At 73.1% G+C, this 23,241-nt stretch carries 21 protein-coding genes; 10 read left to right on the forward strand and 11 right to left on the reverse strand.

Annotated features, from left to right (window positions below; all coding sequences use genetic code 11):
* The coding region (locus C1I98_RS12620) for an SRPBCC family protein (protein ID WP_111167356.1) at positions 1-481 on the reverse strand (481 nt) is incomplete at its 3' end.
* A gap of 154 nt (positions 482-635) precedes the next feature.
* Here C1I98_RS12620 and C1I98_RS12625 point away from each other — a divergent pair.
* The 4 genes from C1I98_RS12625 to C1I98_RS12640 all read left to right on the forward strand — a co-directional run bounded on the left by C1I98_RS12625 (position 636) and on the right by C1I98_RS12640 (position 3,801).
* Entirely contained in the window at positions 636-869 is a 234-nt protein-coding gene (locus C1I98_RS12625) for a hypothetical protein (protein ID WP_111167357.1), read from the forward strand.
* Between the two features lie 57 nt (positions 870-926).
* The gene (locus C1I98_RS12630) at positions 927-2,138 is read left to right on the forward strand and encodes a sensor histidine kinase (protein ID WP_146607399.1); all 1,212 of its coding nucleotides are present in this window, start codon (positions 927-929) and stop codon (positions 2,136-2,138) included.
* Complete coding sequence (locus C1I98_RS12635; protein ID WP_111167359.1) at positions 2,138-2,785, forward strand: response regulator; 648 nt, start codon at positions 2,138-2,140, stop codon at positions 2,783-2,785. Before C1I98_RS12630 ends, C1I98_RS12635 begins: the two co-directional genes overlap by 1 nt.
* Before the next feature lie 83 nt (positions 2,786-2,868).
* Positions 2,869-3,801, forward strand: coding sequence for a hypothetical protein (locus tag C1I98_RS12640; RefSeq protein ID WP_111167374.1), 933 nt, complete (start codon positions 2,869-2,871; stop codon positions 3,799-3,801).
* Positions 3,802-3,880: 79 nt separating this feature from the next.
* On the opposite strand, the gene C1I98_RS45015 is transcribed toward C1I98_RS12640, so the two are convergent.
* Positions 3,881-4,513: a S8 family serine peptidase gene (locus tag C1I98_RS45015; RefSeq protein WP_306461860.1), complete on the reverse strand. Its 633-nt coding sequence runs from the start codon at positions 4,511-4,513 to the stop codon at positions 3,881-3,883.
* A 453-nt stretch (positions 4,514-4,966) separates the two neighbouring features.
* Between C1I98_RS45015 and C1I98_RS12650 the strand changes: the two genes are divergently transcribed.
* The gene (locus C1I98_RS12650) at positions 4,967-6,367 is read left to right on the forward strand and encodes a cytochrome ubiquinol oxidase subunit I (protein ID WP_111167361.1); all 1,401 of its coding nucleotides are present in this window, start codon (positions 4,967-4,969) and stop codon (positions 6,365-6,367) included.
* Between the two features lie 12 nt (positions 6,368-6,379).
* Entirely contained in the window at positions 6,380-7,309 is a 930-nt protein-coding gene (cydB, locus tag C1I98_RS12655) for a cytochrome d ubiquinol oxidase subunit II (RefSeq protein WP_111167362.1), read from the forward strand.
* Between the two features lies 1 nt (position 7,310).
* Here the strand turns inward: cydB and cutA are convergent, their stop codons facing one another.
* The 5 genes from cutA to C1I98_RS12680 all read right to left on the reverse strand — a co-directional run bounded on the left by cutA (position 7,311) and on the right by C1I98_RS12680 (position 13,039).
* On the reverse strand, positions 7,311-9,707 hold the full coding sequence (gene cutA / locus C1I98_RS12660) for an aerobic carbon-monoxide dehydrogenase large subunit (protein WP_111167363.1): 2,397 nt from the start codon (positions 9,705-9,707) through the stop codon (positions 7,311-7,313).
* Entirely contained in the window at positions 9,704-10,177 is a 474-nt protein-coding gene (locus tag C1I98_RS12665) for a (2Fe-2S)-binding protein (protein ID WP_111167364.1), read from the reverse strand. The genes cutA and C1I98_RS12665 overlap by 4 nt, the downstream gene beginning before the upstream one ends.
* Positions 10,178-10,227: 50 nt before the next feature.
* Positions 10,228-11,085 (reverse strand): FAD binding domain-containing protein, encoded by an 858-nt coding sequence (locus C1I98_RS12670; protein WP_111167365.1) that lies wholly within the window; start codon positions 11,083-11,085, stop codon positions 10,228-10,230.
* Positions 11,086-11,190: 105 nt separating this feature from the next.
* Positions 11,191-11,409 carry an RNA-binding S4 domain-containing protein gene (locus C1I98_RS12675; protein ID WP_111167366.1) on the reverse strand — a complete coding sequence of 73 codons (219 nt, stop codon included), beginning with the start codon at positions 11,407-11,409 and terminating at the stop codon, positions 11,191-11,193.
* Between the two features lie 31 nt (positions 11,410-11,440).
* Positions 11,441-13,039: a PucR family transcriptional regulator gene (locus C1I98_RS12680; protein ID WP_111167367.1), complete on the reverse strand. Its 1,599-nt coding sequence runs from the start codon at positions 13,037-13,039 to the stop codon at positions 11,441-11,443.
* 192 nt (positions 13,040-13,231) lie between these two features.
* On the opposite strand from C1I98_RS12680, the gene C1I98_RS12685 reads away from it, so the two are divergent.
* From C1I98_RS12685 to C1I98_RS12700, 4 genes are all read left to right on the forward strand, one after another.
* Complete coding sequence (locus C1I98_RS12685) at positions 13,232-14,113, forward strand: oxamate carbamoyltransferase subunit AllH family protein (RefSeq protein ID WP_233507822.1); 882 nt, start codon at positions 13,232-13,234, stop codon at positions 14,111-14,113.
* A 31-nt stretch (positions 14,114-14,144) separates the two neighbouring features.
* Positions 14,145-14,324 (forward strand): hypothetical protein, encoded by a 180-nt coding sequence (locus C1I98_RS12690; protein WP_111167369.1) that lies wholly within the window; start codon positions 14,145-14,147, stop codon positions 14,322-14,324.
* A 158-nt stretch (positions 14,325-14,482) separates the two neighbouring features.
* Positions 14,483-16,474, forward strand: coding sequence for a serine/threonine protein kinase (locus C1I98_RS12695; protein ID WP_111167370.1), 1,992 nt, complete (start codon positions 14,483-14,485; stop codon positions 16,472-16,474).
* An 80-nt stretch (positions 16,475-16,554) separates the two neighbouring features.
* The gene (locus tag C1I98_RS12700; RefSeq protein ID WP_233507823.1) at positions 16,555-17,835 is read left to right on the forward strand and encodes an MFS transporter; all 1,281 of its coding nucleotides are present in this window, start codon (positions 16,555-16,557) and stop codon (positions 17,833-17,835) included.
* On the opposite strand, the gene C1I98_RS12705 is transcribed toward C1I98_RS12700, so the two are convergent.
* The 4 genes from C1I98_RS12705 to C1I98_RS12720 all read right to left on the reverse strand — a co-directional run.
* Complete coding sequence (locus C1I98_RS12705; protein WP_111167371.1) at positions 17,810-19,444, reverse strand: bifunctional 3'-5' exonuclease/DNA polymerase; 1,635 nt, start codon at positions 19,442-19,444, stop codon at positions 17,810-17,812. The two genes, C1I98_RS12700 and C1I98_RS12705, sit on opposite strands and share 26 nt — an antisense overlap.
* 53 nt (positions 19,445-19,497) lie before the next feature.
* Positions 19,498-21,000, reverse strand: coding sequence for a metallophosphoesterase family protein (locus C1I98_RS12710; protein ID WP_233507824.1), 1,503 nt, complete (start codon positions 20,998-21,000; stop codon positions 19,498-19,500).
* A gap of 74 nt (positions 21,001-21,074) precedes the next feature.
* The gene (locus C1I98_RS12715) at positions 21,075-22,727 is read right to left on the reverse strand and encodes a serine/threonine-protein kinase (RefSeq protein WP_111167373.1); all 1,653 of its coding nucleotides are present in this window, start codon (positions 22,725-22,727) and stop codon (positions 21,075-21,077) included.
* 63 nt (positions 22,728-22,790) lie between these two features.
* Positions 22,791-23,241 (reverse strand): FAD-linked oxidase C-terminal domain-containing protein (locus C1I98_RS12720; protein ID WP_306461861.1); only part of this gene is annotated, 451 nt, incomplete at its 5' end.

A 23,241-nucleotide genomic window follows, 5' to 3' on the forward strand; every position in this document is an offset into this window, starting at 1 on the left:
GGGCGTCTTCTACCTGCTCCCGGCCGACCTGTCGGCCCGCTACGAACGCACCGGCGAACGCCTCGCGGTCAGCCTCACCGCCTCCCGCAAGGTACTCGACCACGACCTCACCGACCGCGCCGACTCCGCCGATCATGCCGCCGATCACCGCCTCGGCGTCGTACTCGACCCGGGTGCCGCCGCCTTCGGCGTCGTCGAGGCGGATCAGGACGGTGGCGTCCACGGTGCCCGGCTCGCCCTGGCCGCCGGCCTTGAGCCTGAAGCGCTCCGGTTCGGTGAGGTCGGACAGGGTGACCTCGCCCTGGTAGACCCCCTTGATCGCGGCCACGCCGATGGCGACCGTCATCCGGTAGGAGTCGTCGCCGAGGTCTTCGAGGCGGCGGCAGCCGGGGATGGCATGGACCAGTACGGCGGGGTCGCGCAGCGCGGTCCACACCCGCGGACGGTCCACGCCGAGCACGGCACTTCCGACGACCTTCATCGCCACCTCCAGAGTCCTGAGGTTAGACAATTCCCGCCCGGCGGGGCATCGCTAACGCCGAAACCGGGATCGGTACGCCGTACGCCCACCGGCGTAGGGGGCGCGTCTCCCCACGGAAGACCCGTGCGCAAGGCGTCCCGGTGACGATGGGCGCATGCTCGTCGATGAGAGGGCCGCCGTCCGGGAGCCGAGCGCCGCGGCGCCCGGCCGCCCGCGCTGGTGGACGCCCCGGACGCGGAAGTTCGTCCTGCTCCTGCACGTCGTGTCCGCCGTCGGCCGGCTCGACCTGAACCTCGCCATGCCCACCCTCGGGATCACCGGCATGACGACCACCGACCCCCGGACCCAGCACGCGGTCTACCTGGTGCGGCGGAATCCGTCGGGATGATGAACATACTGCTCTGGGGGGATCACAGAGCGGCGCCGGGATTCTAGTGTCGTTCGTATGGCGCGTCTGGTAGGGCGAGGCGAAGCGCGGTGGATGTGGCTGGGCGATCCGGACCGGCCCACGTTGATCAACGTGGTGTTCTGGGTGGTGCTGCTGGCCACGGTCGGCGATCACATGCTGCGACCGGCCAAGACCCTGTACTCGGTGCTGTTCGCGATCAACATCGCCGTCGTCGTGGGCCTATGGCTGGTGCTTCCCTGGCGGCCCGCCCCCCGCTACCGGTTCATCCCGCTGCTGTTCCTGCCGGCCACCATCGCGCTCGGCCTGACCGGTTCCTACGGCACCCACCTGCTGCTGACCCTCATCGGCACGGCCAGCATCGCCTTCGTGTACGGCATGCGCACGGCCGTCGCCGTGCTGGCCGGCATGCTCGCGTTCATCGTCGCCGGGACGCTGCTGTTCGACCGGACCATGCAGGAGGCGCTGTTGCAGGCCGGTGTGGTGGGGGTGTTCGCCATCTTCGTGCTCGGCATGACCTCGGCCATCCTGGAGGCGCGGCTGCGCCGGGCGGAGGCCCAGGCCCTGCTCGAACGGGTCCGTGAGCTGGCAGTGGCCGAGGAGCGGGCCAGGATGGGCGCGGAGATGCACGACTCCATCGGCCACCACCTGACCGTGATCAAGGTCGGCCTGGAGAACGCCGAGCGCTACCGCGAACGCCGTCCCGACGCCGCCTGGCAGGAGGTGCGCCAGGCCAAGGAGGTCACCGCGGAGGCGCTGGCCGACGCCCGGCGGTGGGTGCGCGCGCTGCGCCCGCTCGCGCTGGACGGGCGGGTCGGCAGCGCCGCGCTGGAACAGCTCGCGGTCTCCTTCGACGGCACGGGGCTCAGCGTCACCTTCGAGGTCGAGGGCCGGGAACGCCCACTCGACCCGGACGTGGAGCTGGTGCTCTACCGGGTGCTCCAGGAGGGGCTGACCAACGCGCTGCGGCACTCGGAGGCGCGGCAGGTGCACGGGCGGCTGACCTTCGGCGAAGACCGCGTGACGCTGGTCATCAACGACGACGGCAAGGGCAGGAAGACGGGCGGCCGGGACGGCGCGGGCGGGTTCGGGCTCCCGTCGCTGGCCGAGCGCACCAGGGCGCTGCGCGGCGTGCTCACCGCGGGCGACGCCGAGGGCGGCGGCTTCGAGCTGCGCGCCGAGCTGCCCGCCGGGACCGGGGCGGGCCCGCCCATCGGGGCCGGCCTCCGGCCCGGAGCGGAGGTGCGGTGATGTCACGGATCAGAGTGCTGCTCGTGGACGATCAGGTGCTGCTGCGCCATGGGCTGCGCAAGCTGCTGGAGATCGAGGACACCATCGAGGTGGTGGGCGACGCCGCCGACGGGCACGCGGCGCTGCGCGCGATCCTCGAATGCCGCCCGGACGTGGCGCTGGTGGATGCGCGCATGCCCGGGATGGACGGGGTGGAGCTGATCGGCCACCTGTCCAGGGAGCATCCGCAGGTGGCCGCGATCGTGCTCAGCACGTTCGACCAGGACGACTACATCTTCGGCGCGCTGCGCGCCGGCGCCGCCGGCTACCTGATCAAGGACTGCTCGCCCGACGACCTGGTCGCGGCCATCCGGCGGGCGGCCCGCGGCGAGACCGTGCTGGCCAGCCCGGTGGCCGCGCGGCTGGTGGCCGAGCTGCGCGGCACGCCGGTCGGCGTCTCGGGCGCGCGCGGCGCCCCGGCCGGTCACGAGAAGCTGTCGGCCCGGGAGATCGAGGTGGCCAGGCTGGTCAGCGCCGGGGCCGCCAACAAGGAGATCGCGGCCCGCCTCTACATCACCGAGGGCACGGTGAAGAACCACGTCTCGGCCGCGCTGCGCAAGCTGGGCCTGCGCGACCGGACCCAGCTCGCCAGGCATTTCAACGGCTGACGGCGCAGGGGATCCTCCACGGGGACGATCGCCGTATTACCGGTGATCCGTCTCATCCGGCCTGTTCGCAGGAGGTGGAGCACATGACCCGACCCGTCAGCCGATCCCCTACCCCCGCCGTCGCCCTCCCCGGTCGTCCATGGCGGGTGGTGTGGATCAGCGCGGTGGCGGGATTCCTGCTCAGCGTCGTCTGGTCGGCGCAGTTCGTCGACCAGACGATCGGGGCCAACGTCGCGGGCACGATCCTCGGGCGCGACGCCGCCGAGGCGCCGATCGCCGGGATCCTGTCCGGTGTCGTGTACGCCTTCACCACCGGCCTGGCCGGGACCTTCACCGCCTGCAACATCGCCGCGCTGGGCGCGGTCGCGCCGATGCTGGGCGAGCGGAGCTCGGCCCTGGCGCGGGTGCGCGAGACGCTTCGGCCGCTCGGCTGGCTCTGCGTCGGGATGCTCGCCCTCTCCGGCGTCTACGGGGCCGTGGTGGGCTTCGTGGGCACGGCGATGCCGCAGTTCTCCACCGCATCGTCCGCGTCCGGGCTGGTGCCGCGCAACGTGCAGTCGATGGTGGTGTTCGGCCTGATCGGCCTGGTGTTCGTGTACCTGGGCCTGGCCTCGCTCGGGGTGGTCCTCGACCCGCTCGCGTCCGTCTCACGGCGGCTGCCGAACGCGCGCATGGTGCTGATGGGCGCGCTGATCGGCGGGTTCCTGATCGGCCGGCCGTTCGGGCTGTTCAGGAAGCTGTTTCGGGACGCGGCCGAGAGCCACAACCCGCTCTACGGGGCGCTGGCGTTCATGCTCCAGTCGGCGGGCAACATCGTGATCATGGCGTTGCTGTTCGTGGTGCTGGCGCTGGGCCTGGGCGACCGGACGCGGCGGTGGCTCGCCGCCCGGCCGCAGCGGGTCGCGCTGATCACCGGTGCGATCTTCATCACGGTCGGCGTGTTCACGATCTTGTACTGGGACCTGCGGATGCTGGCCTTCCGTGACGTGATCTGGTACCCGGTGCTGTGGAGATGACGGCGCACGGCCGGTCACTTCAGGGCGAAGGCCCTGATGACGGTCTGCTCGACCTTGGCTCCGGCCGCGTCCCAGGCGGTCACCCGCAGCGAGACGTGCCCACTGCGGCGCTTGTGGTCGGCGCGGACCGCGTAGCGGCCGTCGCCGCGCCGGTCCACGCGGACGTCGCTCCAGGTCGCCCCGTCGTCGTAGGAGAGCTGCGCCGTGGCGCCCGCCACGCGCGGGGACGCCGCGCCGGTCGGGTGCCGCACGGTGAAGCCGAACGTGTGGCGTCCGGCCCGTACGGCGTTGCGCAGGTCCACGCCGAGGTCGTAGCCCGGATACCGGGCTGCCTGCGCTCCAGCATGGTGGCCATCATCGAGTAGCGGCCCGCGGGGAGTTCGGCGCGCAGCGTGCCCTCGTCGGTGAAGGCGAGGTCGTGGAACTCGTCGGTGTCCAGGACGCGGTCCTTGACGTCGGGGTGGGCGGGGTCGATGCCGGTGTCGAGCACCGCGACCTTGACGCCCTTGCCGGCCAGGCCGGCCTGCCAGGCGGCGGGCGCGCCGATCCGCGGCACGCTGTCGGCGAGCGTGGCCCGTACCGGGCGGTCCAGCCACACCTTGGCGTCCGGCGCGGCGGCCCGGCCGAGCTCCCCCGCCGAGATGGCGTTCCAGAACTCGGCGGCCTTGGCGGGCGGCCGTTCCACGGCGGTGGCCGAGGCGCTGCGCAGCACGCGCGTGCGCCGCGCGCCCGCCGGGGCGCGGCTGGGCGGCCGGCGTGCGGGCCGCGTCCTTGCCGTAGGTGAGGACCAGCGGCGGAGATCATGCTCAACAAGAACAGATCCGTCGACAATCCTTTTGACGGCGATTATCCGTCATGTCGCCTTCTCGCCACCCGTCCGCCATGGCCTCGGGCTGGTCCACCGGCCGGTGTAGTCCCGGATCAGCCGAGCGGATGACGACCGCGCGGGGGACGCTCGCGCAGGATGTGAACGTGCGGCACGAGGGGGTTCGAGCCGCGCTGGAGGGGTGCCGCCGGACGGACCCGCGCCGGGGGCGCGGGTCCGCCGGCGGTGTGACGAAGATCGCAGCGGTTCGCGGCGCCGCCCCGGCCCATTGCTCTACGGCTTGTAGTACTACTGAAGGTAGAACTACAGCTTGTAGAGCTTCGTTCGTGAGGGGGAAGATTGGAAGCCCTGGACCTCGCCCGGTGGCAGTTCGGAATCACCACCGTGTACCACTTTCTGTTCGTACCGCTGACCATCGGCCTGGGCGTTTTCGTGGCCGGTCTCCAGACGGCCTGGCACCGCACGGGCAAAGCGCACTACCTCACGCTGACCAAGTTCTTCGGGAAGCTGTTTCTGATCAACTTCGCCATGGGCGTGGTCACCGGCATCGTGCAGGAGTTCCAGTTCGGGATGAACTGGAGTGAGTACTCCACGTTCGTCGGCGACGTCTTCGGCGCCCCGCTGGCGATGGAGGCACTGCTGGCGTTCTTCCTTGAGTCGACGTTCCTGGGATTGTGGATCTTCGGCTGGGACCGGTTGCCCAAGCGCGTCCACCTGGCCACCATCTGGGCCGCGGCGATCGGCTCCAACCTGTCGGCGTACTTCATCCTCGCCGCCAACGCCTGGATGAAGCACCCGGTCGGCTACACCGTCGTGGACGGCAAGGCCCGGATGACCGACCTGTGGGCGGTGCTCACCAACTCCACGGCCATCGCGCAGGTCCCGCACGTGGTGGGGGCGGCGTTCGTCGTGGCGGGCGGCTTCGTGATCGCCGTCAGCGGCTACCGCATCCTGCGCGAACGCCGGGCGGGCGGCGGCGCCGACGCCCGGACCTGGCGCAGCGGCCTGCGCGCCGCGCTGGTCATGACGGCGGTGGCCGGGGCCGTGGTGGCCGGCACCGGCGACATGTCGGCCAAGCTGCTGCACGAGCAGCAGCCGATGAAGCTGGCCGCCGCCGAAGGGCTGCGCCACGACGAGAGCGGCGCGCCGTTCTCCGTCGTGCCCGGCGTGGAGATCCCCGGCCTGCTCAGCATCCTGGCCGCGAACGACCCCGGCGCGGTGATCCAGGGCGCCGACGACATCCAGCGCCGCTTCGCGGCCGAGTTCGGGCCCGGCGACTACCAGCCGAACATTCCCGCCGTCTTCTGGTCCTTCCGGGTCATGATCGTGTTCGGCATGGCCACGGTGGGGCTCTCGCTGCTCGGCCTGTGGCTCACCCGCAGGCGCAGGCGCGGCGGCGAACGGCCGCTGCCCGCCTGGTTCGCCCGCGTCTGCCTGCTCGCCCTGCCGCTGCCCACGCTCGCGGTGATCGCCGGATGGCTGCTGAGCGAGATCGGCAGGCAGCCGTGGACCGTCGCCGGCGAACTGCTCACCGCGGCCAGCGTGTCGCCCGGCGTCAGCCTGACCGAGGTCGCCATCTCGCTCGCGGTCTTCACCGCCCTGTACGGCGTGCTCGCCGTCGCCGAGTTCGCGCTGCTGACCCGCTATGTCAAGGCGGGCCCGCAGGAGGAGCCCGCCCTACGGCCGGGCCAGGGCGACGGCGACGACTCCCCCGCCCTCCAGCCCACCCTCATGTACTGATCAGGGGCACGCATGGATCTCACCACCGTCTGGTTCGTCATCATCGCCTTCCTGTGGACCGGCTACTTCGTCCTTGAGGGCTTCGACTTCGGCGTCGGGATGCTCGCGCCCGTCCTTTCCCGCGGCGAGGCCGAGCGCCGGCAGGTGCTCACCACCATCGGCCCGGTGTGGGACGGCAACGAGGTGTGGCTGATCACCGCGGTCGGCGCCATGTTCGCCGCGTTCCCCGCCTGGTACGCGGGCCTGTTCAGCGGCTTCTATCTGCCGGTGCTGCTCGTGCTGGCCGGGCTGATCGTGCGCGGCGTCGCGCTGGAGTGGCGCGGGAAGGTCGCCACGGCCCGCGAGCGGTCCTGGTGCGACGCGGCCATCTTCGCGGGCAGCGCGCTGCCCGCGTTCCTGTGGGGCGCGATCTTCGCCGCCGTGCTGGCGGACAGCGGCCTCGCCGCCGTCCTCGGCGGGGTGTTCACGCTGGCCCTCAGCCTGCTGCACGGCGCGGTGTTCCTCGCGCTGCGGACCGAGGGCCCGGTACGTCGGCGTGCCCGGCGGGCCGCGCTGACCGCCTCCCTGGCCGCCGTCCCCACCGGCGTGGTCGCCCTCTCCGCGATCCCCGCGGGCGGCTCCCCGCTGCTCTGGGCGGTCGCGCTGGCCGCGATGGCCGCCCTCGCCTCGGCGGTGGCGCTCACCTGGCGGCGCCGGGAGGGCTGGGCGTTCACGGCGACCGCGGGGGCGATCGCGCTCGGCACGGCGGCGCTGTTCGGCGCCCTGTGGCCCGAGCCGCTGCCCGGGATCACGGTCGCCGAGGCCGCCTCGGCCCCGTACACGCTGGGGGTGCTGACCTGGATCGGGCTGATCGCGCTGCCGTTCGTGCTGGGGTACCAGGGCTGGACGTACTGGGTGTTCCGCAAGCGCGTCGTCAGCGCCCCGCTGTCCAAGGTCGGCTGACTCACCGCCGCCGGGCGGCCTCCTCGCGCAGCCGGAACAGGTCCGACGGTGACAGCGGCATCCGGTCGATCACGATGCCCTCGGCGTCCTCCACGGCTCCGGCGATGACCGCCGCCACCGGGATCACCCCCGCCTCCCCCGCGCCCTTGACGCCCAGCGGGTTCAACGGGGAGGGGGTCTCCAGGTGGGCGGTCTCGATGTGCGGGATCTCGGTGGCGTAGGGCATCAGGAAGTCCATGAACGAGGCGTTGCGGAGCTGGCCGTGGGAGTCGTACGCCATCCGCTCGTACAGCGCGCCGCCGACGCCCTGCGCCACCCCGCCGTGGATCTGCCCCTCCACGATCATCGGGTTGATCAGCCGCCCACAGTCGTGGACCACCGCGTAACGCAGGATCTTGATCTCCGCCGTGTCCGGGTCGGTCTCCACGATCGCCGCGTGCATCCCCGAGGCGAACGTCGAGCGCAGCGGCGAGTAGTACGCGCGGCCCTCCAGCCCCGGCTCCTCGCCCTCGGCGATCGGCGGCCGGTCCGGGTCGCCCGGCGCGGCGAACTGGGTGGCCCTGGCCGCCTCCGCGTCGAACGCGTAGCGCAGCGGGTTGGCCAGCGTCGCGACCGTGGCCAGCTCGATCGCCGCGCCGGGCGACCCGGCGACGCGGATCACGCCGTCCTCCACCACCAGGTCGGCCGGGTCGGCCTCCAGGGCCTCGGCCGCGATGCGCAGCGCCTTCTCGCGCACCTTGCGGCAGGCGAGCGCGATGGCGCTGCCGCTGACCACCGCCGCCCGCGAGGCGAAGGTGCCGGTCGCGTAGCCGAGCCTGCGGGTGTCGCCGGTCACCACCGAGACCCGGTCCAGCGGCACGCCCAGCTCGCCCGCGGCGATCTGCGCGAACACCGTCTCATGGCCCTGGCCCTGTGAGGTCAGCCCGGTCGAGACGTGCACCCGCCCGTCGGAGGTGACCTGCACGTGGCCGCCCTCGTACGGCCCGACGCCGGTGCCCTCCACGTAGCAGCCGATGCCGATGCCGACCCGGCGGCCGTCGGCGGCGGCCGCCGCCCGGAACTCGGCGAAGGAGTCCCAGCCGATCAGCTCCTTGATCATCCGCAGCGACTCGGGGTAGTCGCCACTGTCGTAGATCAGCGGGCGGCCGTCCTGGAAGGTCATGCGCTGGTCGTAGGGGAACTCGCCGGGCTGGATGAGGTTGGCCGCGCGCACCGCCGTACGGTCCAGGTCCAGGTAGGCGGCGATGCGGTCCATCGTGCGCTCCATACAGAACACGCCCTGCGGGCGGCCCGCGCCCCGGTATGGGGTGACCTGCACGGTGTTGGTGTAGACGGAGGAGAACTCCACCCGGTAGGCCCCGATCCGGTAGGGGCCGAGCAGTTGGGTGGAGGTGACGATCGGCACGATGATGCCGTAAGGGGTGTAGGCGCCGTGATCGTGCAGGAGCGTGACGTCCAGGCCGAGCACCCGGCCCTCGCCGTCGAACCCCACCCGCACGAACTGCGCCTGCCCGCGCTCGTGCGAGGAGGCGACGAAGTGCTCGCGGCGGTCCTCGGCCCACTTGACCTCCCGGCCGAGCACCATCGCCGCCCAGGGGACCAGTACCTCCTCCGGCCACGGATGCACGAGCTTGACGCCGAAGCCGCCGCCCACGTCGGGGGCGATCACCTCCACCGACGGCAGCGGCAGGCCCAGCCGGGCCGCGATGGCCATGCGCACGCCGGTCGAGGTCTGCGTGCTGGAGTAGACGCGCAGCGAGCGGTCGTCGAGGTCCCAGCGGGCGAGCACGCCGCGGCCCTCCAGCGGCATCGGCGCGCTGCGCTCGATGTCCAGCCGGAAGGCGAGGGTGTACGGCGCGGACTCGATCATCTGCCGGGCCGGCACCCCGGCCGCCGACGGCACCTCCTGCACCAGGTGCGCCGCCACGTTGCCGGGCACGTCCGCGTGTACGGCAGGGCCGCCCTCGGCGGCCTTCTCCACGTCCACCACCGGCTCGCGCGGCTCGTAGTCCACGCGGATCAGGGCGCAGGCGTCCTCGGCCAGGTAGCGGTCGTGGGCCACCACCATCGCCACCGGCTCCCCGACGTGCCTGACCACGCCCTTGGCCAGCGGCCGGGCCGTGCGCCCGTGCGCGAGCGCCGGGTGCGGGATCAGCAGCGGCAGCGGCTCGGCGACCCGGGGCGGCAGGTCCTCGAAGGTGTAGACGGCCACCAGGCCCTCGATGTCGAGCGCGCCGGACACGTCGATGTCGCGGATGCGCGCGTGCGCGTGGGGTGAGCGCACGAACGCCGCGGCCAGCGCGCCGGAACCGAGATCGTCGAGGTAGCGCCCGCGCCCGGTGAGCAGCCGCGGGTCCTCCCGCCGGCCGACCGGCTCGCCGAACAGCTTGGCCGTCACGACTCCTCCGCGATCAGGTCGGCCGCGCGGTGGACGGCCTTGACGATGTTCTGGTAGCCGGTGCAGCGGCACAGGTTGCCGGAGATGCCCTCGCGGACCTGCCGTTCGCTGGGCGCGGGGTCGTCCCGCAGCAGGGCGGTCACCGCGCACAGGAAGCCGGGGGTGCAAAAGCCGCACTGCAGGGCGTGGCACTCGGCGAAGGCCCGCTGCACCGGCGACATCTCGCCGTCCGCGCGGGCGAGCCCTTCGACCGTGGTGACCTCGCGGCCGTCCACCGTGACCGCGAAGGTCAGGCAGGAGCGGACCGGCTCGCCGTCCAGGAGTACCGTGCAGCAGCCGCACACGCCGTGCTCGCAGCCGACGTGGGTGCCGGTCAGGGCGAGGTCGTGGCGCAGGAAGTCCGACAGCAGCCGGCGGGGCGGCACACTGGCCCCGCGCCGGACCCCGTTGACCGTCAGCGTGACGAGCAACCGGACATGCGGCTCACCATGCGGGCCGCCAGGCGTCCGGGCCGTCCCGGTCAGGCATCGGCCGCCCTCCTCGACGCCTCGGCCAGCGCCCGCTCGGTGAGGACCCCGATCAGGTGCCGCCGGTAGGCGGCGCCGGCGTGGACGTCGTCTTCGGGCTCGATCCGCTCGCGTACGGTGTGCGCGGCCGCCGCCCGGTCGCCCGCGCCCGCCTCGGCCGTGACATCGACGACGATGGGGACCGGGCCGACCCCCGCGCACGCCACCCTGGCCTCCTCCAGCCCGAGGTCGGCGCGCATGGTGACCACCGCGGCCACCCCGGCCAGCGCGAAGTCGCCGTGCCGCCGCGACACCTCGTGGAAGGCGGTGCCGGTGCGCGGCGGCAGGGCCGGGAAGAACGCGGAGACCGCGAGGTCGTCGGGCCCCGCGGCCACCTCCAGCGGGCCGGTGAAGAACTCCCGGGCGGGCACGTCGCGCTCGCCGTCCGCCACGCTCGCCAGCCGCACCGACCCGTCCAGCACCGCCAGCACCGCGGGCAGCTCGGCGGCCGGGTCGGCGTGGACCAGGCTGCCCACCACCGTGCCCCGGTTGCGGATCGCCGGGTGGGCGACCAGCCGCAGCGCCTGGCGCAGCAGCGGCTGGACGGCGGCGGCCTCCTCGGAACGCTCCACGCGCGCCTGCCGGGTGAGCGCGCCGACGCGCACCCCGTCCGGCCCGGCCGTGAGGGTGTCCAGCCCGGCGACGCGGTTGATGTCGACGACCGTGCCGGGGGCGGCGAGGCGCATGTTCAGCAGCGGGATCAGGCTCTGCCCGCCGGCCAGGACCTTGCCGTCCTCGCCCACCGCGGCGATGTCGGCGAGCGCCTGCCCGACCTCGCGCGGCGCGCGGTACCCGAATGGAGGTGGCTTCACGCTCCCTCCAGTACCCACGTCGCGGCGCGGTCCCCCGTCCCCCGGCCACGATCTTTCAATGGGATGATCTTCCACATCGTGGAAGACGGCCGGTGATCGGCGGTGTCAGGTGGCCGCCACGACGCGGATCTGGAAGCCTTCGCCGGTGACGGTGTGCCCAACGCGGATCTTTCGGGCCTTGCGGAGCTCCACCTCGCCGTCGACCATGACCTCGCCCTCGGCGACCAGGTGCTTGGCCGCCCCGCCGGTGTCGGTGACGCCGCACACCTTGAGCAGGTCGCACAGCGGGATGTAGTCGGTCTCCAGCTCGAAGGTCTCGTTCACCCGGCCAGGATACGACCCCCGGTGGACCCGCTCAGATGCCGCGCATCCGCAGCACGTGCAGCGCGAGGGTCAGATTGAGCCGCAGGTGGGCGTCGCCGGTGAATGCGCCCAGGATGCGTTCCAGCTTGCCGATCCGGTAGCGCAGGGTGTTGTAGTGGAAGTGCAGCCGCCGCGCGGTCTCGGCCACGTTCAGGTTGGTGTCCAGCAGGACCTGAAGCGTGCGGCGTAGGTCGGCGTTCTCCGGGTCGGCGTCGCCGGCCAGCGGGCCGAGCGTCTCGCGGACGAAAGCGTGCAGCTCCTCGGTGTCGCTGACCAGGGACAGCAGCCGGTAGACGCCGAGCTGGTCGAAATGGGCGACCGCGCCGGAACCGTGCAACTGGCGGCCGACCCTGGCGGCCTTGAGCGCCTGGTTGTACGCCTCGGGCAGCGCGTCGGGGCCCGGCGCGGTACGGCTGGTGCCGGTGGAGAAGGTCGCGGGCGGGCTGTCGGCGAACGCGGCGGCGGCGTCCTTGGCGACGCGGGCCGTCTCGGCGGAGGCGTCCACGACGGCGACCACCTCGTGGGAGAAGCCGGCCACCGCGCCCTTGGGGTCGTGCCTGCGCATGGCGGCGGTCCAGGAGGCCACCAAGCGGTCCTGGGCGATGCGCTCGTCGCCCTCGGGGTCCAGCTCGGCGACCATGACGATCACCGGGCGGGCGAGGTCCCAGCCGAACGCCTGGGCCCTGGCGGCGACCCGCTCCGCCGTACCGGCCCGGCCGGTCAGCACGTCGCGCAGGAAGTCGGCACGGTACTTGCTCTCCACCGCGTTGACCGCCTCCTGCCTGGTCACCACCAGGGCGGCGACCGTGGCGGCGCTCTCCAGGATGCCGACGTCGCTGTCCTGGATCGTGCCCGCCGGGCTGTAGGCGACCATCCGGCCGTGGTGGTGGCCGCCCGCCATGACCGGCACGGCGGCGATCGCCCGCCCCGCCGGGCCGGGGGCGGGCGGCGGGCCGCCCTCGGCCGCGAACCGGCGCAACGCGGCCACATGCTCCTCGGGCCCGGCGGCGGCGAGGACCTGCCCGGTACCGTCGAGCGTGGCCACCGCCACATCGAGCAGCCCGGCCACCTCCGCGCTGACCTCGCGCAGCCCTCCCCCGGCCAGCACCACCGCGACCAGCGCGCGATGCGCCTCCCCGGCCCTGGCCAGCACGGCGGCCTGCCGGTTCAGGATGTCGGTGAGCACCTGGTTGAGGATGTCGTCGAACCCGACGTCGCCCGGCAACTGGATCAGCGGGAACCCCAGCCGGTCGGCCTGCTCGACCATCTCCTCGGGCAGCACCTCCACATAGCGGCCCAGCTTGATGGCCATCGCGGCCAGGCCGCGCTCGTCGAGGTCGGCGACCAGGCGGCCGAGCGACTGCGGGGTGTGGCGCAGCGGGTAGCCGGTGGTGAGCAGCAGCTCGTGCGGCTTGACCCAGGCCAGGATGTCGGGGACCTCCATCACGTTGAGCCGCTGCACGATCCGGCCCAGCCCGGACTCTCCGGCGATCAGCCGCGCGCCGGTCAGGCTGGAGACGCCGAGCACCTCCCTGACCGACACACCATGAATGATCGTGCCGGTGCTCGCCAGGCGCCCAGGGGGTTTCATGAGGGAATTTTGACCGATGGTTCCTCTGTCAGGAAGAGCCAACCATCGAGCCGGCTGTTGGCAGCTTTCTCCGTACGGGCGCCGGAAGCGCACGATCTACCGCCGGGCTGCCGTCGGGTTCAAAGGTCACGCTCGGGGGGAGCATCCTGGTACCCGCTCGACGCGGGCCGTCCGGCCGATCAGGGAGGTCCGGTGACCGTTGGAACGCGCCCGAGAGCGCGGAGGGGGCCGATCCGCACGGGTCATCCTCCGGCGCACATCTCCGGCGCCGCCAGCAGCGCGCTCCGGCCCGTCTTCGAGGCGCCGCGCCGCCCGGCGCGGGTCCTCGCCGCCTTTTCCACCGGGGTGTACCTGGAGATCCGGGCCGACCTGGAGCCGCGCGTGGTCGCCCTGGTGACCGGTGACGGGGTCCGGCTGCCCAACAGCGTGGTGCTCGGCGACCCGCTGCCCGGCGTCGCCGCCGGTGATGACGCCATGGTCGGCGAGGGCGCGATCGAACTCGGCGGGTGCGTCCTGCGTCCCCGCCGCTGGTGGAACCCGGCGCCGCCGCTCGGCCCGGTCGATCCCGCCGCGCTGGCGCGGGCGGCGGAGATCATGACCGTGGCCTGCGCGCGCAGCCCGCGCCGCCCCGGCCTCGAGGACACCGGCGCGGCCACCCTGCTCGCCGACGGATGCGCGAGCGGTTCCCTGATCCGGATGATCACCGCGGCCGAGCACCTGGTCGGGCTCGGTCCAGGGCTCACGCCGAGCGGCGATGACATGCTGGCCGGGCTGCTGGTGGCGCTGCGCGGGCTGGGCGGCGCGAGCGGCGCCGCGCGGGCCGTGTGGACGGCCGGCTGGCTGGCCGCCGCCGTCACCTTCGACGCGCGCACCCGTACCACGCCGATCTCGGCGACCTTGCTGCACTGCGCCGCCAGGGGCGAGGGGAGCGCCGAGGTCGTCGCGGTGCTGCGCGGCGTGTGCGGACGCCAGGCCCTCGAACCCGCCCTGGCCCGGCTGCTGTCGCTCGGCCACACCTCCGGCGCCGACCTCGCGTGGGGCCTGCGGGTGGGCCTCGCGGCCGTGCGGGGCTGATCGTTGTGCTGGGCGAGCCGCCGCGCCGCAGGTGGCGCAGGCCGTACGCGAGGCGGTGGAGAACCTCGCCACGCCGTCCGTGCTCGCCCTGCTCGGCGACGGCGAGGGCGATCTGACCGACGCGGCGGAGGGCGCGCTGCGCGCGATCCGGCCCCGGGGAGCCGCTGACAACGGGACGTACCCCCGTCACCCCAGCTCAACGGACATTTAGCGGTTTGCCGTCACAGTGGGTGGCATCGCCTATTAGCATCCCGATAGCGTGTCGAGCCACGCATTATTCGCAAATCATTGGAATCAGCAGAGGGCCGAGATGGCGCTGATGCCGCCGGGCACGGGCGTTCATTTGGTTCCCGGACACAGGGGCCTGGTATGACCGATCGCACGCTGGGCGATCTCCCCTCCACGCCGCGAGGCGGTGACAGCGGGGGTCTCGCCGAAGGTCAGGGCCGGCTGGTGGGGAGGCGCTACCGCCTCGGGTCGCCGGTCGGCCGGGGCGGCATGGGGGTCGTCTGGCAGGCCCATGACGTGCTGCTGGACCGGCCGGTGGCGGTCAAGGAACTGATCCTGCCCTTCGGGCTCGACCACGCGGGCAAGCAGGTCGCCCACCGCCGGATGATCCGCGAGGCGCGCTCGGCCGCCCGGCTCAGCCACCCGGGCATCGTGACCGTCCACGACGTGGTCGAGGACGACGGGCGGCCCTGGATCGTGATGGAACTCGTCCGTGCCTGGTCGCTGGAGCAGGCCGTACGGGAGACCGGGCCGCTGCCGGTGGGCCAGGCCGCCGAGATCGGCATCCGGGTGCTCGACGCGCTGCGCCACGCGCACGACGCCGGGATTCTGCACCGCGACGTCAAACCGGGCAACGTGCTGCTGACCGCCGACCGGGTGGTGCTGACCGACTTCGGCATCGCCGCCATCGAGGGCGACGTGTCGGTGACGCAGACCGGGCTGCTGATGGGCTCGCCCGCCTACATCCCGCCGGAGCGGCTGCGCGGGCTGGCGATCACGCAGGCGGCCGACCTGTGGTCGTTCGGCGCGACGATGTACGCGGCGGTGGAGGGGCGCCCGCCGTACGAGGGGCCGGACGCGGTGGCGGTGCTCGGCGCGGTGCTGACCGAGGACCCGACCCGCCCGGAGCGGGCGGGTGAACTGCTGCCGCTGATCGAGGGGTTGTTGCGCAAGGATCCGGCGGCACGGCTGTCGGCGTCGCAGGTGTCGGACATCCTGGAACAGGTGTTGCGCGGCCACGGGTCGGCCGGGCGCGCGTACCGGAACGCGGCGGGCCCGCCGTCCTACGAGGCCGCCCCGCCCGCGCATCTGCTGCCGCCGCTGGACCCGCCGTCGGGACCGATGCCCTCGCGGATCATCGAGACGCCCTCGGGACCGGTCCGCGTGCCCCACGACCCGGTGACGGGATTCAGCGGCGCCCCCGAGACGGCCGGCACGGAGCCGGACGCCTTCGGCGGGCCCTCCGGCGGCCACGCCGGTCTGGGCGGCCCCTCCGGCCCGCATCGCACCGGCTATGACTCACTGGCCAGCCCGTCCCAGCCGCTGCCTCCGGAGTTCGGCGGCCCGTCCGGGTCGCACCGCGCCGGCTATGACTCGCTGGCCAGCCCCTCCCAGCCCCTGGCCGCCGACTTCGGCGGGCCGTCCAGGGGACACGACCTGCGCGGCGGCGGGCAGGCCCGCCGGCCCGCCCCCAAGGGACGGCACGACGGCGGCGAGCGCCCTCCGGCCCGCAACCCCGGCAAGGTCGAACGGCGGCCGGGGGCGCGCGGGCGGCTGCTGATCGCCGGAGCGGGCCTGGCCGCCGTGGTCGTGGTGGCCGTGGCGCTCGTGCGGTCCGGCGACGCGCCCGGCGAGCAGGCGGCCCCGCCCGTCCCGACCGCACAGTCCCCGACGAACGTCGTCGTGGGCGCCAAGGAGGTGCCCAAGGGCTTCTCGCTGCGTGAGAAGGGCGGCGTGGCCGCCGCGGTGCCGCGCGAGTGGCGGGTCTCGGCCAAGGGTGGCCGGGTGACCTTCGCCGCCCCTGACGACACCGAGCAGACGGTGACCGTGGACAAGGCCGCCCCCGCCGCGGACGGCGGGATGGCCGCGCTGCGCAAGGCGCGGGAGTCCACCGAGTTCACCGACTACATCCAGGTACGGCTGCAGGGCGTCACCTACGGGGCGTGGAAGGCCGCCGAGTGGGAGTACACGCACACGCTGTCCAACGGGGTGCCGATGCACACGCTGGTGCGGTACGTGTCGGTGGACGCCGAGCGGGCCTACCGGATCGCCTTCTCCATGCCCGACATGCGCTGGGACGACAGCGCGGAGATCCGGCAGACCTTCTTCGGCACGTTCGGGCCGGAGGCCTGACCCTCCGGGGCCGGGGCTGCTGGCACACTGCATTGGTGGCAGCAAAACCGATAAACCCCGAGAAGCCTACCGATTCGGCTGTGGTAGCCGGCCCCGCCGAGTCGTTCACCTCACCGTCGATCCGCGCCGCCCAGCGCCGGACCCTCCTGGTCCTGGTCGCCGCGCAGATCGTCGGCGGCATCGGGGTGGCCCTCGGGCTCAGCCTGAGCGCCTGGGTCGTCTACAAGCTGTCCGGTTCGGAACCGATCAGCGGCCTGGCCGGGACCGCCGGCGTACTCGGCGCGGCGCTGCTGGCCCTGCCGGCCGCCAAGGCCGCGAGCACGGGGGGCCGCAGGCGCGGACTCGCCCTCGCCTACGGCAGCGCCGTCGCCGGCTGCCTGGTCGCGGTCGCGGCCATCGCCGCCTCCTCCTGGCCGGGGCTGCTGTGCGGGCTGGTGCTCATGGGCGGCGGCAGCGCGGGGAACCTCGCGGCCCGCTACTCCGCCACCGACCTGTCGCCTCCCGGGCACGCGGCCAGGCACCTGTCCCTGGTGGTCTGGTCGGCCACGATCGGCTCGGTCCTCGGCCCCAACCTGGCCGAACCGGCCGAGGCGTTCGGGCCGCCGCTCGGCCTGCACCCGTGGGCGGGACCGTTCCTGCTGGCCGCGGCGGTCTTCGCGATCTCGCTGGCGGTCGTCTCGCTCGGCCTGCGCCCCGACCCGCTGCTGCTGGCCCGCCGCCTGGCCACCGCCACAGGCCCGGCCGCCCACGCCGAGGGCCGCGAACGCACGATACGCACGGCCTGGCAGGCCATCCGCGCGAGCGCCGCGGCCCGGAGGGCGCTTGCCGCCATCGCGGTCACGCACACCGCGATGGTGTCGATCATGTCCATGACGCCGGTCCACCTGGACCACGGCGGCGCCGGGATCTCGGTGATCGGGCTGGTGCTCAGCCTGCACATCGCCGGGATGTACGCGCTGTCGCCGCTGGTCGGCTGGCTCGCCGACCGGATCGGCAGGCCCGCCGTCCTGCTGATCGGCATGGGCGTGCTGCTGGCCGCCGCGGCGCTGTCCGGCAGCGCGGGCGAACACGGCGTCGCCCAGATCACCGCCGGGCTCGTCCTGCTGGGCGTGGGGTGGTCGTGCGGGCTGGTGGCCGGTTCCGCGCTGCTCACCGAGTCGGTGCCGATCGAGCGGCGGCCCGCCGTACAGGGGCTCTCGGATCTGCTGATGAACATCTGCGGCGCGGCCGGCACGGTGCTGGCGGGCGCGATCGTGGGCGGCCTGTCCTTCGGCGCGCTGGCGGTGGCCACCGGGATCATGGTGACGCTGTGCGCCGCCCCGCTGGCCGGGATGCTCACTTCGCGTCCGCGTACCGGTTGACCGCGACCGCGTGCATGGGGAAGCGGACCGGGGTGTCGCCGAACAACAGCCGGCTCGCCTCGCGGGCGGCCTCGCCGACCGCGCCGATCACCTCATCGGCCTGCCCGGCCGGGCAGTGCGCCATGACCTCGTCGTGCTGGAAGAACACCAGCCGCGCGGGGGCGGGAAGCCGGCCGCGCAGCACCGCGATCAGCACCAGGGCCCACTCGGCGGCCGTGGCCTGCACCACGAAGTTGCGGGTGAACCGGCCCCGGTCGCGCGCGGCCCTGGCTCCCTCGGGGCCGAGCACCAGCTCGCGCCAGCGCGGTGAGGGCGGCGGGGAGCTACGGCCCAGCCAGGACCGCACCAGCCTGCCCTCCTCGCCCGCGCGGGCGGCGTCCTCGACGAACGCGTAGGCCATCGGGAACCGCTGGCGCATCACCGCCAGCAGCTTGGGGGCGTCGCCGCTGGTGCCGCCGTACATCGCGGACAGCATGGCGATCTTGGCGTGGTCGCGCTGCCCGCCGAACGCCTGGGCCAGCGCGGCGTACAAGTCGATCTCGCCGGCCGCCCTGGCCAGCCCGCGGTCACCGGCCATCGCGGCGAGGACCCGCGGTTCGAGCTGCGCGGCGTCGGCCACCACCAGCTTCCATCCGTCGTCGGCGACGACCACGCGGCGCATCACCTTGGGGATCTGCAGGGCCCCTCCCCCGCTGGTCGCCCAGCGGCCCGAGACCACGCCGCCCGCCACGTACTCCGCCCGGAACCGGCCGTCGCGCACCCACTGGTCGGCCCACGCCCAGCCGTGGAAGCTGTGCAGGCGGGCCAGCTCCTTGTAGGCGACCAGCGGGGCCACGCCCGGGTGCTCGACCTGTTTGAGCACGTGGGAGCGGGTCGAGGGGACGCTGATTCCGGCCGACTTGAACGCCTTGAGGATCTGCTGCGGGGAGTCGGGGTTGACCGGCCGCCCGAAGGCCGCGTCGATCTGGTCGGCGAGGGCCTGGAGCCGGGCCGGGCGCATGCCGTGGGCGGGACGCGGGCCGAGCATCTCGGTCAGCAGCTCGTCGTGGACGTCGCGCCGCCAGGGCATGCCGTCGTGGCCCATCTCCGCGGCGACCAGCGCGCCCGCCGACTCGGCGGCGACCAGCAGCCGGAACCGGCGCGGGTCGGCGGTCGCGGCGATGCGCCGGATCTGGTCGTCGTACACATCGGTGACGACGTCGATCTCCTCGACTGGCGGGGCGGGCGGCTCGGTGTCGAACAGCGCGGCCTGGGCGGGCTCGGCCGCCTCGCGGTCTTCGGGCACCGGCAGGCCGTGCAGCCTGGCGTAGGCCGCGGCGGCCGACCTGGGCTCGCCGTACCGGCCCGCGTAGGCCAGCAGCAGCGACTCGGTGAGCGCGATGTCGTGACAGCGGGCGGGGCGCACGCCCTTGGCGAGCAGCGCGGGGTAGATCTGCCGGGCGTCGGCCCACACCCAGCGCGGCGACTCCCCCCAGGGCCCCGCGGCGTCGCCCGGCTCGCGCGAATGGGCGCGCTCGGCCGCGCGGACGGCCTCCCCCAGGTCGGGCACCGGGCCGCCCGGCCGGAGCACGCCCGTGCCGCCCGGACCGGCGGCCACCGCTATGTGCACACCGCAAGCCTGCCAGGTGAGTCCGACAATTCAGGCACACGCCCGGCCCATGTTCAGGTAAGGGGGATGCGGACCTCGTCTTCGAGCGGGGGATCGACCTCCTGGGCGAGGCAGCCGGTCGCGGCGAAGCAGCGGATGCGCAGCTCCGCGGGGGTGACCGAGATGTGCAGGAAGCTCTTGAAGAAGGGTGGGGTGTCCCAGTCGGACAGCTCCGACAGCCAGCGGTGGAACACGCGGCCCACCGGCAGGCGTAACGGCATCGGCCAGGCGCCGAGGAACCGCGCCGCCCAGCGCATCCGGCTGGTGATGCGGACCTCCTCGGTCACCGGCCGCACCGGGTCGTTGCCGATCTGCTCGCGCATGATGCACGCCGCCTCGGCGGGCCGTAGGTACAGCCACTTCATCCGCAGCCGCTTGCTGTACAGGCCGCTGTAGAAGGACAGCGAGTCGCCGCGCAGCGGGTAGCAGCGGAAGTCGCGCTCGGCCACGCCGCCCACGGTGACCTTCCGGATGGTGTGCGTGGCGTGGGTGAACGCGCCCGAGCCGCCCGCCACGATGTACTGGATCACCCTGCCGTCCACCGTGACCGGGTAGCGCTGGTAGTTGTGGATGTCGCCGCCGATCGCGGCCACGTAGCGGTTGGCCGGGTCGCGGACCAGGTCATCGACCGTGCCGCCGCCCTCGATCGGGCAGGGTTTGTGCTGGTTGCGGGAGTAGATCGGCTTGCCGGTGATCAGCAGCTTGGGCTTGGGGCCCGCCGAGATCCGGCGCAGCCACTCGCCCTGCTCACGGTCGAGAGTCCCCTCGATGCCGGTGTCGATGCCGACGATGACCAGGTTGTCGCTTTCCATGAACCAGTAGGGGCCCGGCTGCACGGCCTGCTGCCCGGGGAGCGGGCGCATCTCCCTCGCGCGTTCGAGGAGCTTTTCGTCGATCGGCTCGGGCTTGGACCACAGCAGCCCGCGCAGCCCTCCCGGCGAGAGGCTGAACCCCTCCTGGACCTTGAGCGGCGGCGCCTCGCAGAAGACCCGCATGAAGCCGCCGAGACCGTCGTACCAGTCGTGATTGCCGGGAATCGCGTATATCGGGGCTTTGTAGTCCTTGTACGGCCGATAGAACTTGTCGGGATAATCGTTGCCCGCCCCGGCCGGGTAGATCACATCGCTGGCGAGCACCGCGAAGTCGGTGTCCTGGCCGATCTTGAGGATGCCGGGCACGGTGGCGTACTGCGACGCGTCGCCCTCACCGGGATCGCCCAGCAGCAGGAAGGAGAAGCTCGGCCCGTCCGCGCGGTCGATCCGGCACTCCGGGTCGGCCCCCCGCGCGCGCTGCGCCCGCATCCATCGGACCCGCACCTTGCCGGAGGGATCGCCGAACAGCCCGGCCAGCACCTCGTTGCGGGAACGCCACAGGGTGCGCGGGTTGAACCAGGAGAAACCATCCCGATCGGGGCGAAGTGCCCGGTAAGTGCCGACCTCCGTGCAATCCCACCCCGCCCCCGCCTCGGAGACCCGTGATGACGCCTCTTTCCCTCGCTCCGCCGCCACTTCGACCATGACCATATTTTGACTCTCCGCTGACCTTCGCGTGCGCGAACGTCGGAGAAGGTAAGCGATTGGGAACCGGGCGGTCAGGACAGGCGGCTGACGACGAAGTCGTCGAAGTACGCGCGGGTGGCGGTGTCGTCGAACTCGGACTGGCTGATGCCGAGACCGAACTTCGGCCGGCCGGCCCCGCGGGCGATGTCGGTGTCGGTCACTTCGGCGATCTTGGCGTCCCCGGCCCACAGGGAAAGGCGGATCGCGCCCCCGCCGCGCGAGCACAGCGCCCGCAGCACCGTCCCCTCCTTGTACCCGGGCACCCGGATGTCGGACGTCAGATCCGTGACCAGGGCGCCGTCGGTCTTGACGATCTTGGCCTGGCCCTCCTTGCGCACGTGAAAGGTGTAGTAGAAGAAGGTCTCCGGACTGTCGACGGTGGAGTACTCGCAGTACAGGCCCGCCCAGCCGGAGGTGTCCGCCCGGGGAATGCCGACCTTGGCCGAGACCAGCACCTCTTCCGGGACCTGCACGTTCACCGGGGCCGGCGCCCACTTGTCGCGCGAGCCGGAGTCGCTGGACATGGTGTAGCGGCCGTCGCCGGTGTAGCCCCTGGCGCCGTTGACGCCGCCGGAATCGTCCCGCCAGCCGGTGTCGCCCTTGTCGAACGTCTCCTTGAAGATCACGCCGGCCGCGGACGGCGGGCCGGACGGCAGGCTCCTGCTCAGCTCGCCGACGCCCACGGCCAGCCCCACCGTCGCGGCGCCCGCCGCGGCGGCGAGCAGAAGCCGCCATTTCCCGGTCCGCCTGACCGCGGGCTCGTGCGGGTTCTGCACGCCCCCGGCGAGAGAGGTCGGCGGCGTCCCCACCGAGCTGAGGTCCAGGCGCAGGCCGCCGGCCAGGTCGGCGGTGTCGGCGTGCGAACGCCCGGTCAGCACCGCGAGGAGCTGGTCGGCGGTGGGCCGGGCGGCCGGGTCCTTGTTCAGCGCGGCCTCCACCGGCCCGCGCAGCGCAGGGTCGATGGCGTCCAGGGAGGGCGTGTCGTGCGAGACCCGGTACAGCGCCTCCGGCACGGTCTTGGAGGCGAACGGCGACCGCCCCGTGGCCGCCGCGACCACCACGCAGCCCCAGGCGAAGATGTCGGCGGGCGGTCCCGCCTTGTGGCCGGAGACCAGCTCGGGGGCCATGTACTCCGGCGTGCCGAGGAGCCGCCCCGTCGCGGTCTGCCCGAGCCCGCCGTCCAGCGCGCGGGCGATGCCGAAGTCGATCACCCTTGGGCCGAGCGGGGACAGCAGGACGTTCGCCGGCTTCAGGTCGCGGTGGACGACCCCCGCGCCGTGGATGGCGCTGAGCGCGGTGGCCATGCCGACCGCCAGGGCCTCGACGTTGGACCCGGCGAGCGGGCCGCCGTTGCGCAGCACCCGGGACAGGTCGGGCCCGGCGACGTACTCGGTGACCAGCCACAACGGCTCGCCCTCCAGGCGAGCGTCCAGTACCGGCGCGGTGCAGAACCTGCGGACCTTGCGGGCCGCGGCCACCTCGCGCTGGAAGCGCATGACGAACTCATGGTCCCTGGCCAGGTTGTTGTTGATCATCTTCAACGCCACGGGCCCCTGCGGGCCCTCGGCCAGATACACCGTTCCCATGCCGCCCATGCCCAGCACCCCGGCGAGGCGATAGGGGCCGAGCCGAACCGGATCGCGCGGTCCGAGACCGGCCACCGGGGGAATGCCGTACGCCGTCACAGCGGTCGATCTTATTGGGGTTGACCGTCGATTATGACGTTTGTGAGGAATGCGAAGAGATCATCATGCGAGAAGAACGCCGGGATTGAGCACTCCGGCGGGGTCCAGGCGGTCCTTCACCGCGCGGATCACCGCCACGCCCACTTCGCCGATCTCCTCCGCGTACGCCTCCCGGTGGTCGCGGCCGACGCCGTGGTGGTGGGAGATGGTCCCACCGGCCCGTCCGACGGCCTGGCAGGCGGCCTCTTTGGCGTGTTCCCACTGCGCGACGGGATCATCGGCTTGGGCGGTGACGACGGTGAAGTACAGGGAGGCGCCGGTCTCGTACACATGGGAGATGTGGCACATGATCAGGGGAGAGCCGAGCCGGTCCTGGAGCGCCTGCCGCACCTCCTGGTAGAGGCCCGGCAGGGCCGACCAGAAGGCGGCGGTCTCCAGCGTCTCGGCGGTCGCGCCGGCGCCGAGCAGGGAGTCGCGCAGGTACGGCGCGGCGAACCTGCCCGCCGCCCACGAC

The sequence above is a fragment of the Spongiactinospora gelatinilytica genome (assembly GCF_003236385.1).
Taxonomy (GTDB): Bacteria; Actinomycetota; Actinomycetes; order Streptosporangiales; family Streptosporangiaceae; genus Spongiactinospora; species Spongiactinospora gelatinilytica.

Excerpts from the sequence above, each read along its gene's own strand:
- C1I98_RS12625 (WP_111167357.1), top strand. The coding sequence starts at position 636 with ATGCTCGTCGATGAGAGGGCCGCCGTCCGGGAGCCGAGCGCCGCGGCG.
- C1I98_RS12630 (WP_146607399.1), top strand. The coding sequence starts at position 927 with ATGGCGCGTCTGGTAGGGCGAGGCGAAGCGCGGTGGATGTGGCTGGGC.
- C1I98_RS12635 (WP_111167359.1), top strand. The coding sequence starts at position 2,138 with ATGTCACGGATCAGAGTGCTGCTCGTGGACGATCAGGTGCTGCTGCGC.
- C1I98_RS12640 (WP_111167374.1), top strand. The coding sequence starts at position 2,869 with ATGACCCGACCCGTCAGCCGATCCCCTACCCCCGCCGTCGCCCTCCCC.
- cydB (WP_111167362.1), top strand. The coding sequence starts at position 6,380 with ATGGATCTCACCACCGTCTGGTTCGTCATCATCGCCTTCCTGTGGACC.
- C1I98_RS12680 (WP_111167367.1), bottom strand. The coding sequence starts at position 13,039 with ATGAAACCCCCTGGGCGCCTGGCGAGCACCGGCACGATCATTCATGGT.
- C1I98_RS12695 (WP_111167370.1), top strand. The coding sequence starts at position 14,483 with ATGACCGATCGCACGCTGGGCGATCTCCCCTCCACGCCGCGAGGCGGT.
- C1I98_RS12710 (WP_233507824.1), bottom strand. The coding sequence starts at position 21,000 with ATGGTCGAAGTGGCGGCGGAGCGAGGGAAAGAGGCGTCATCACGGGTC.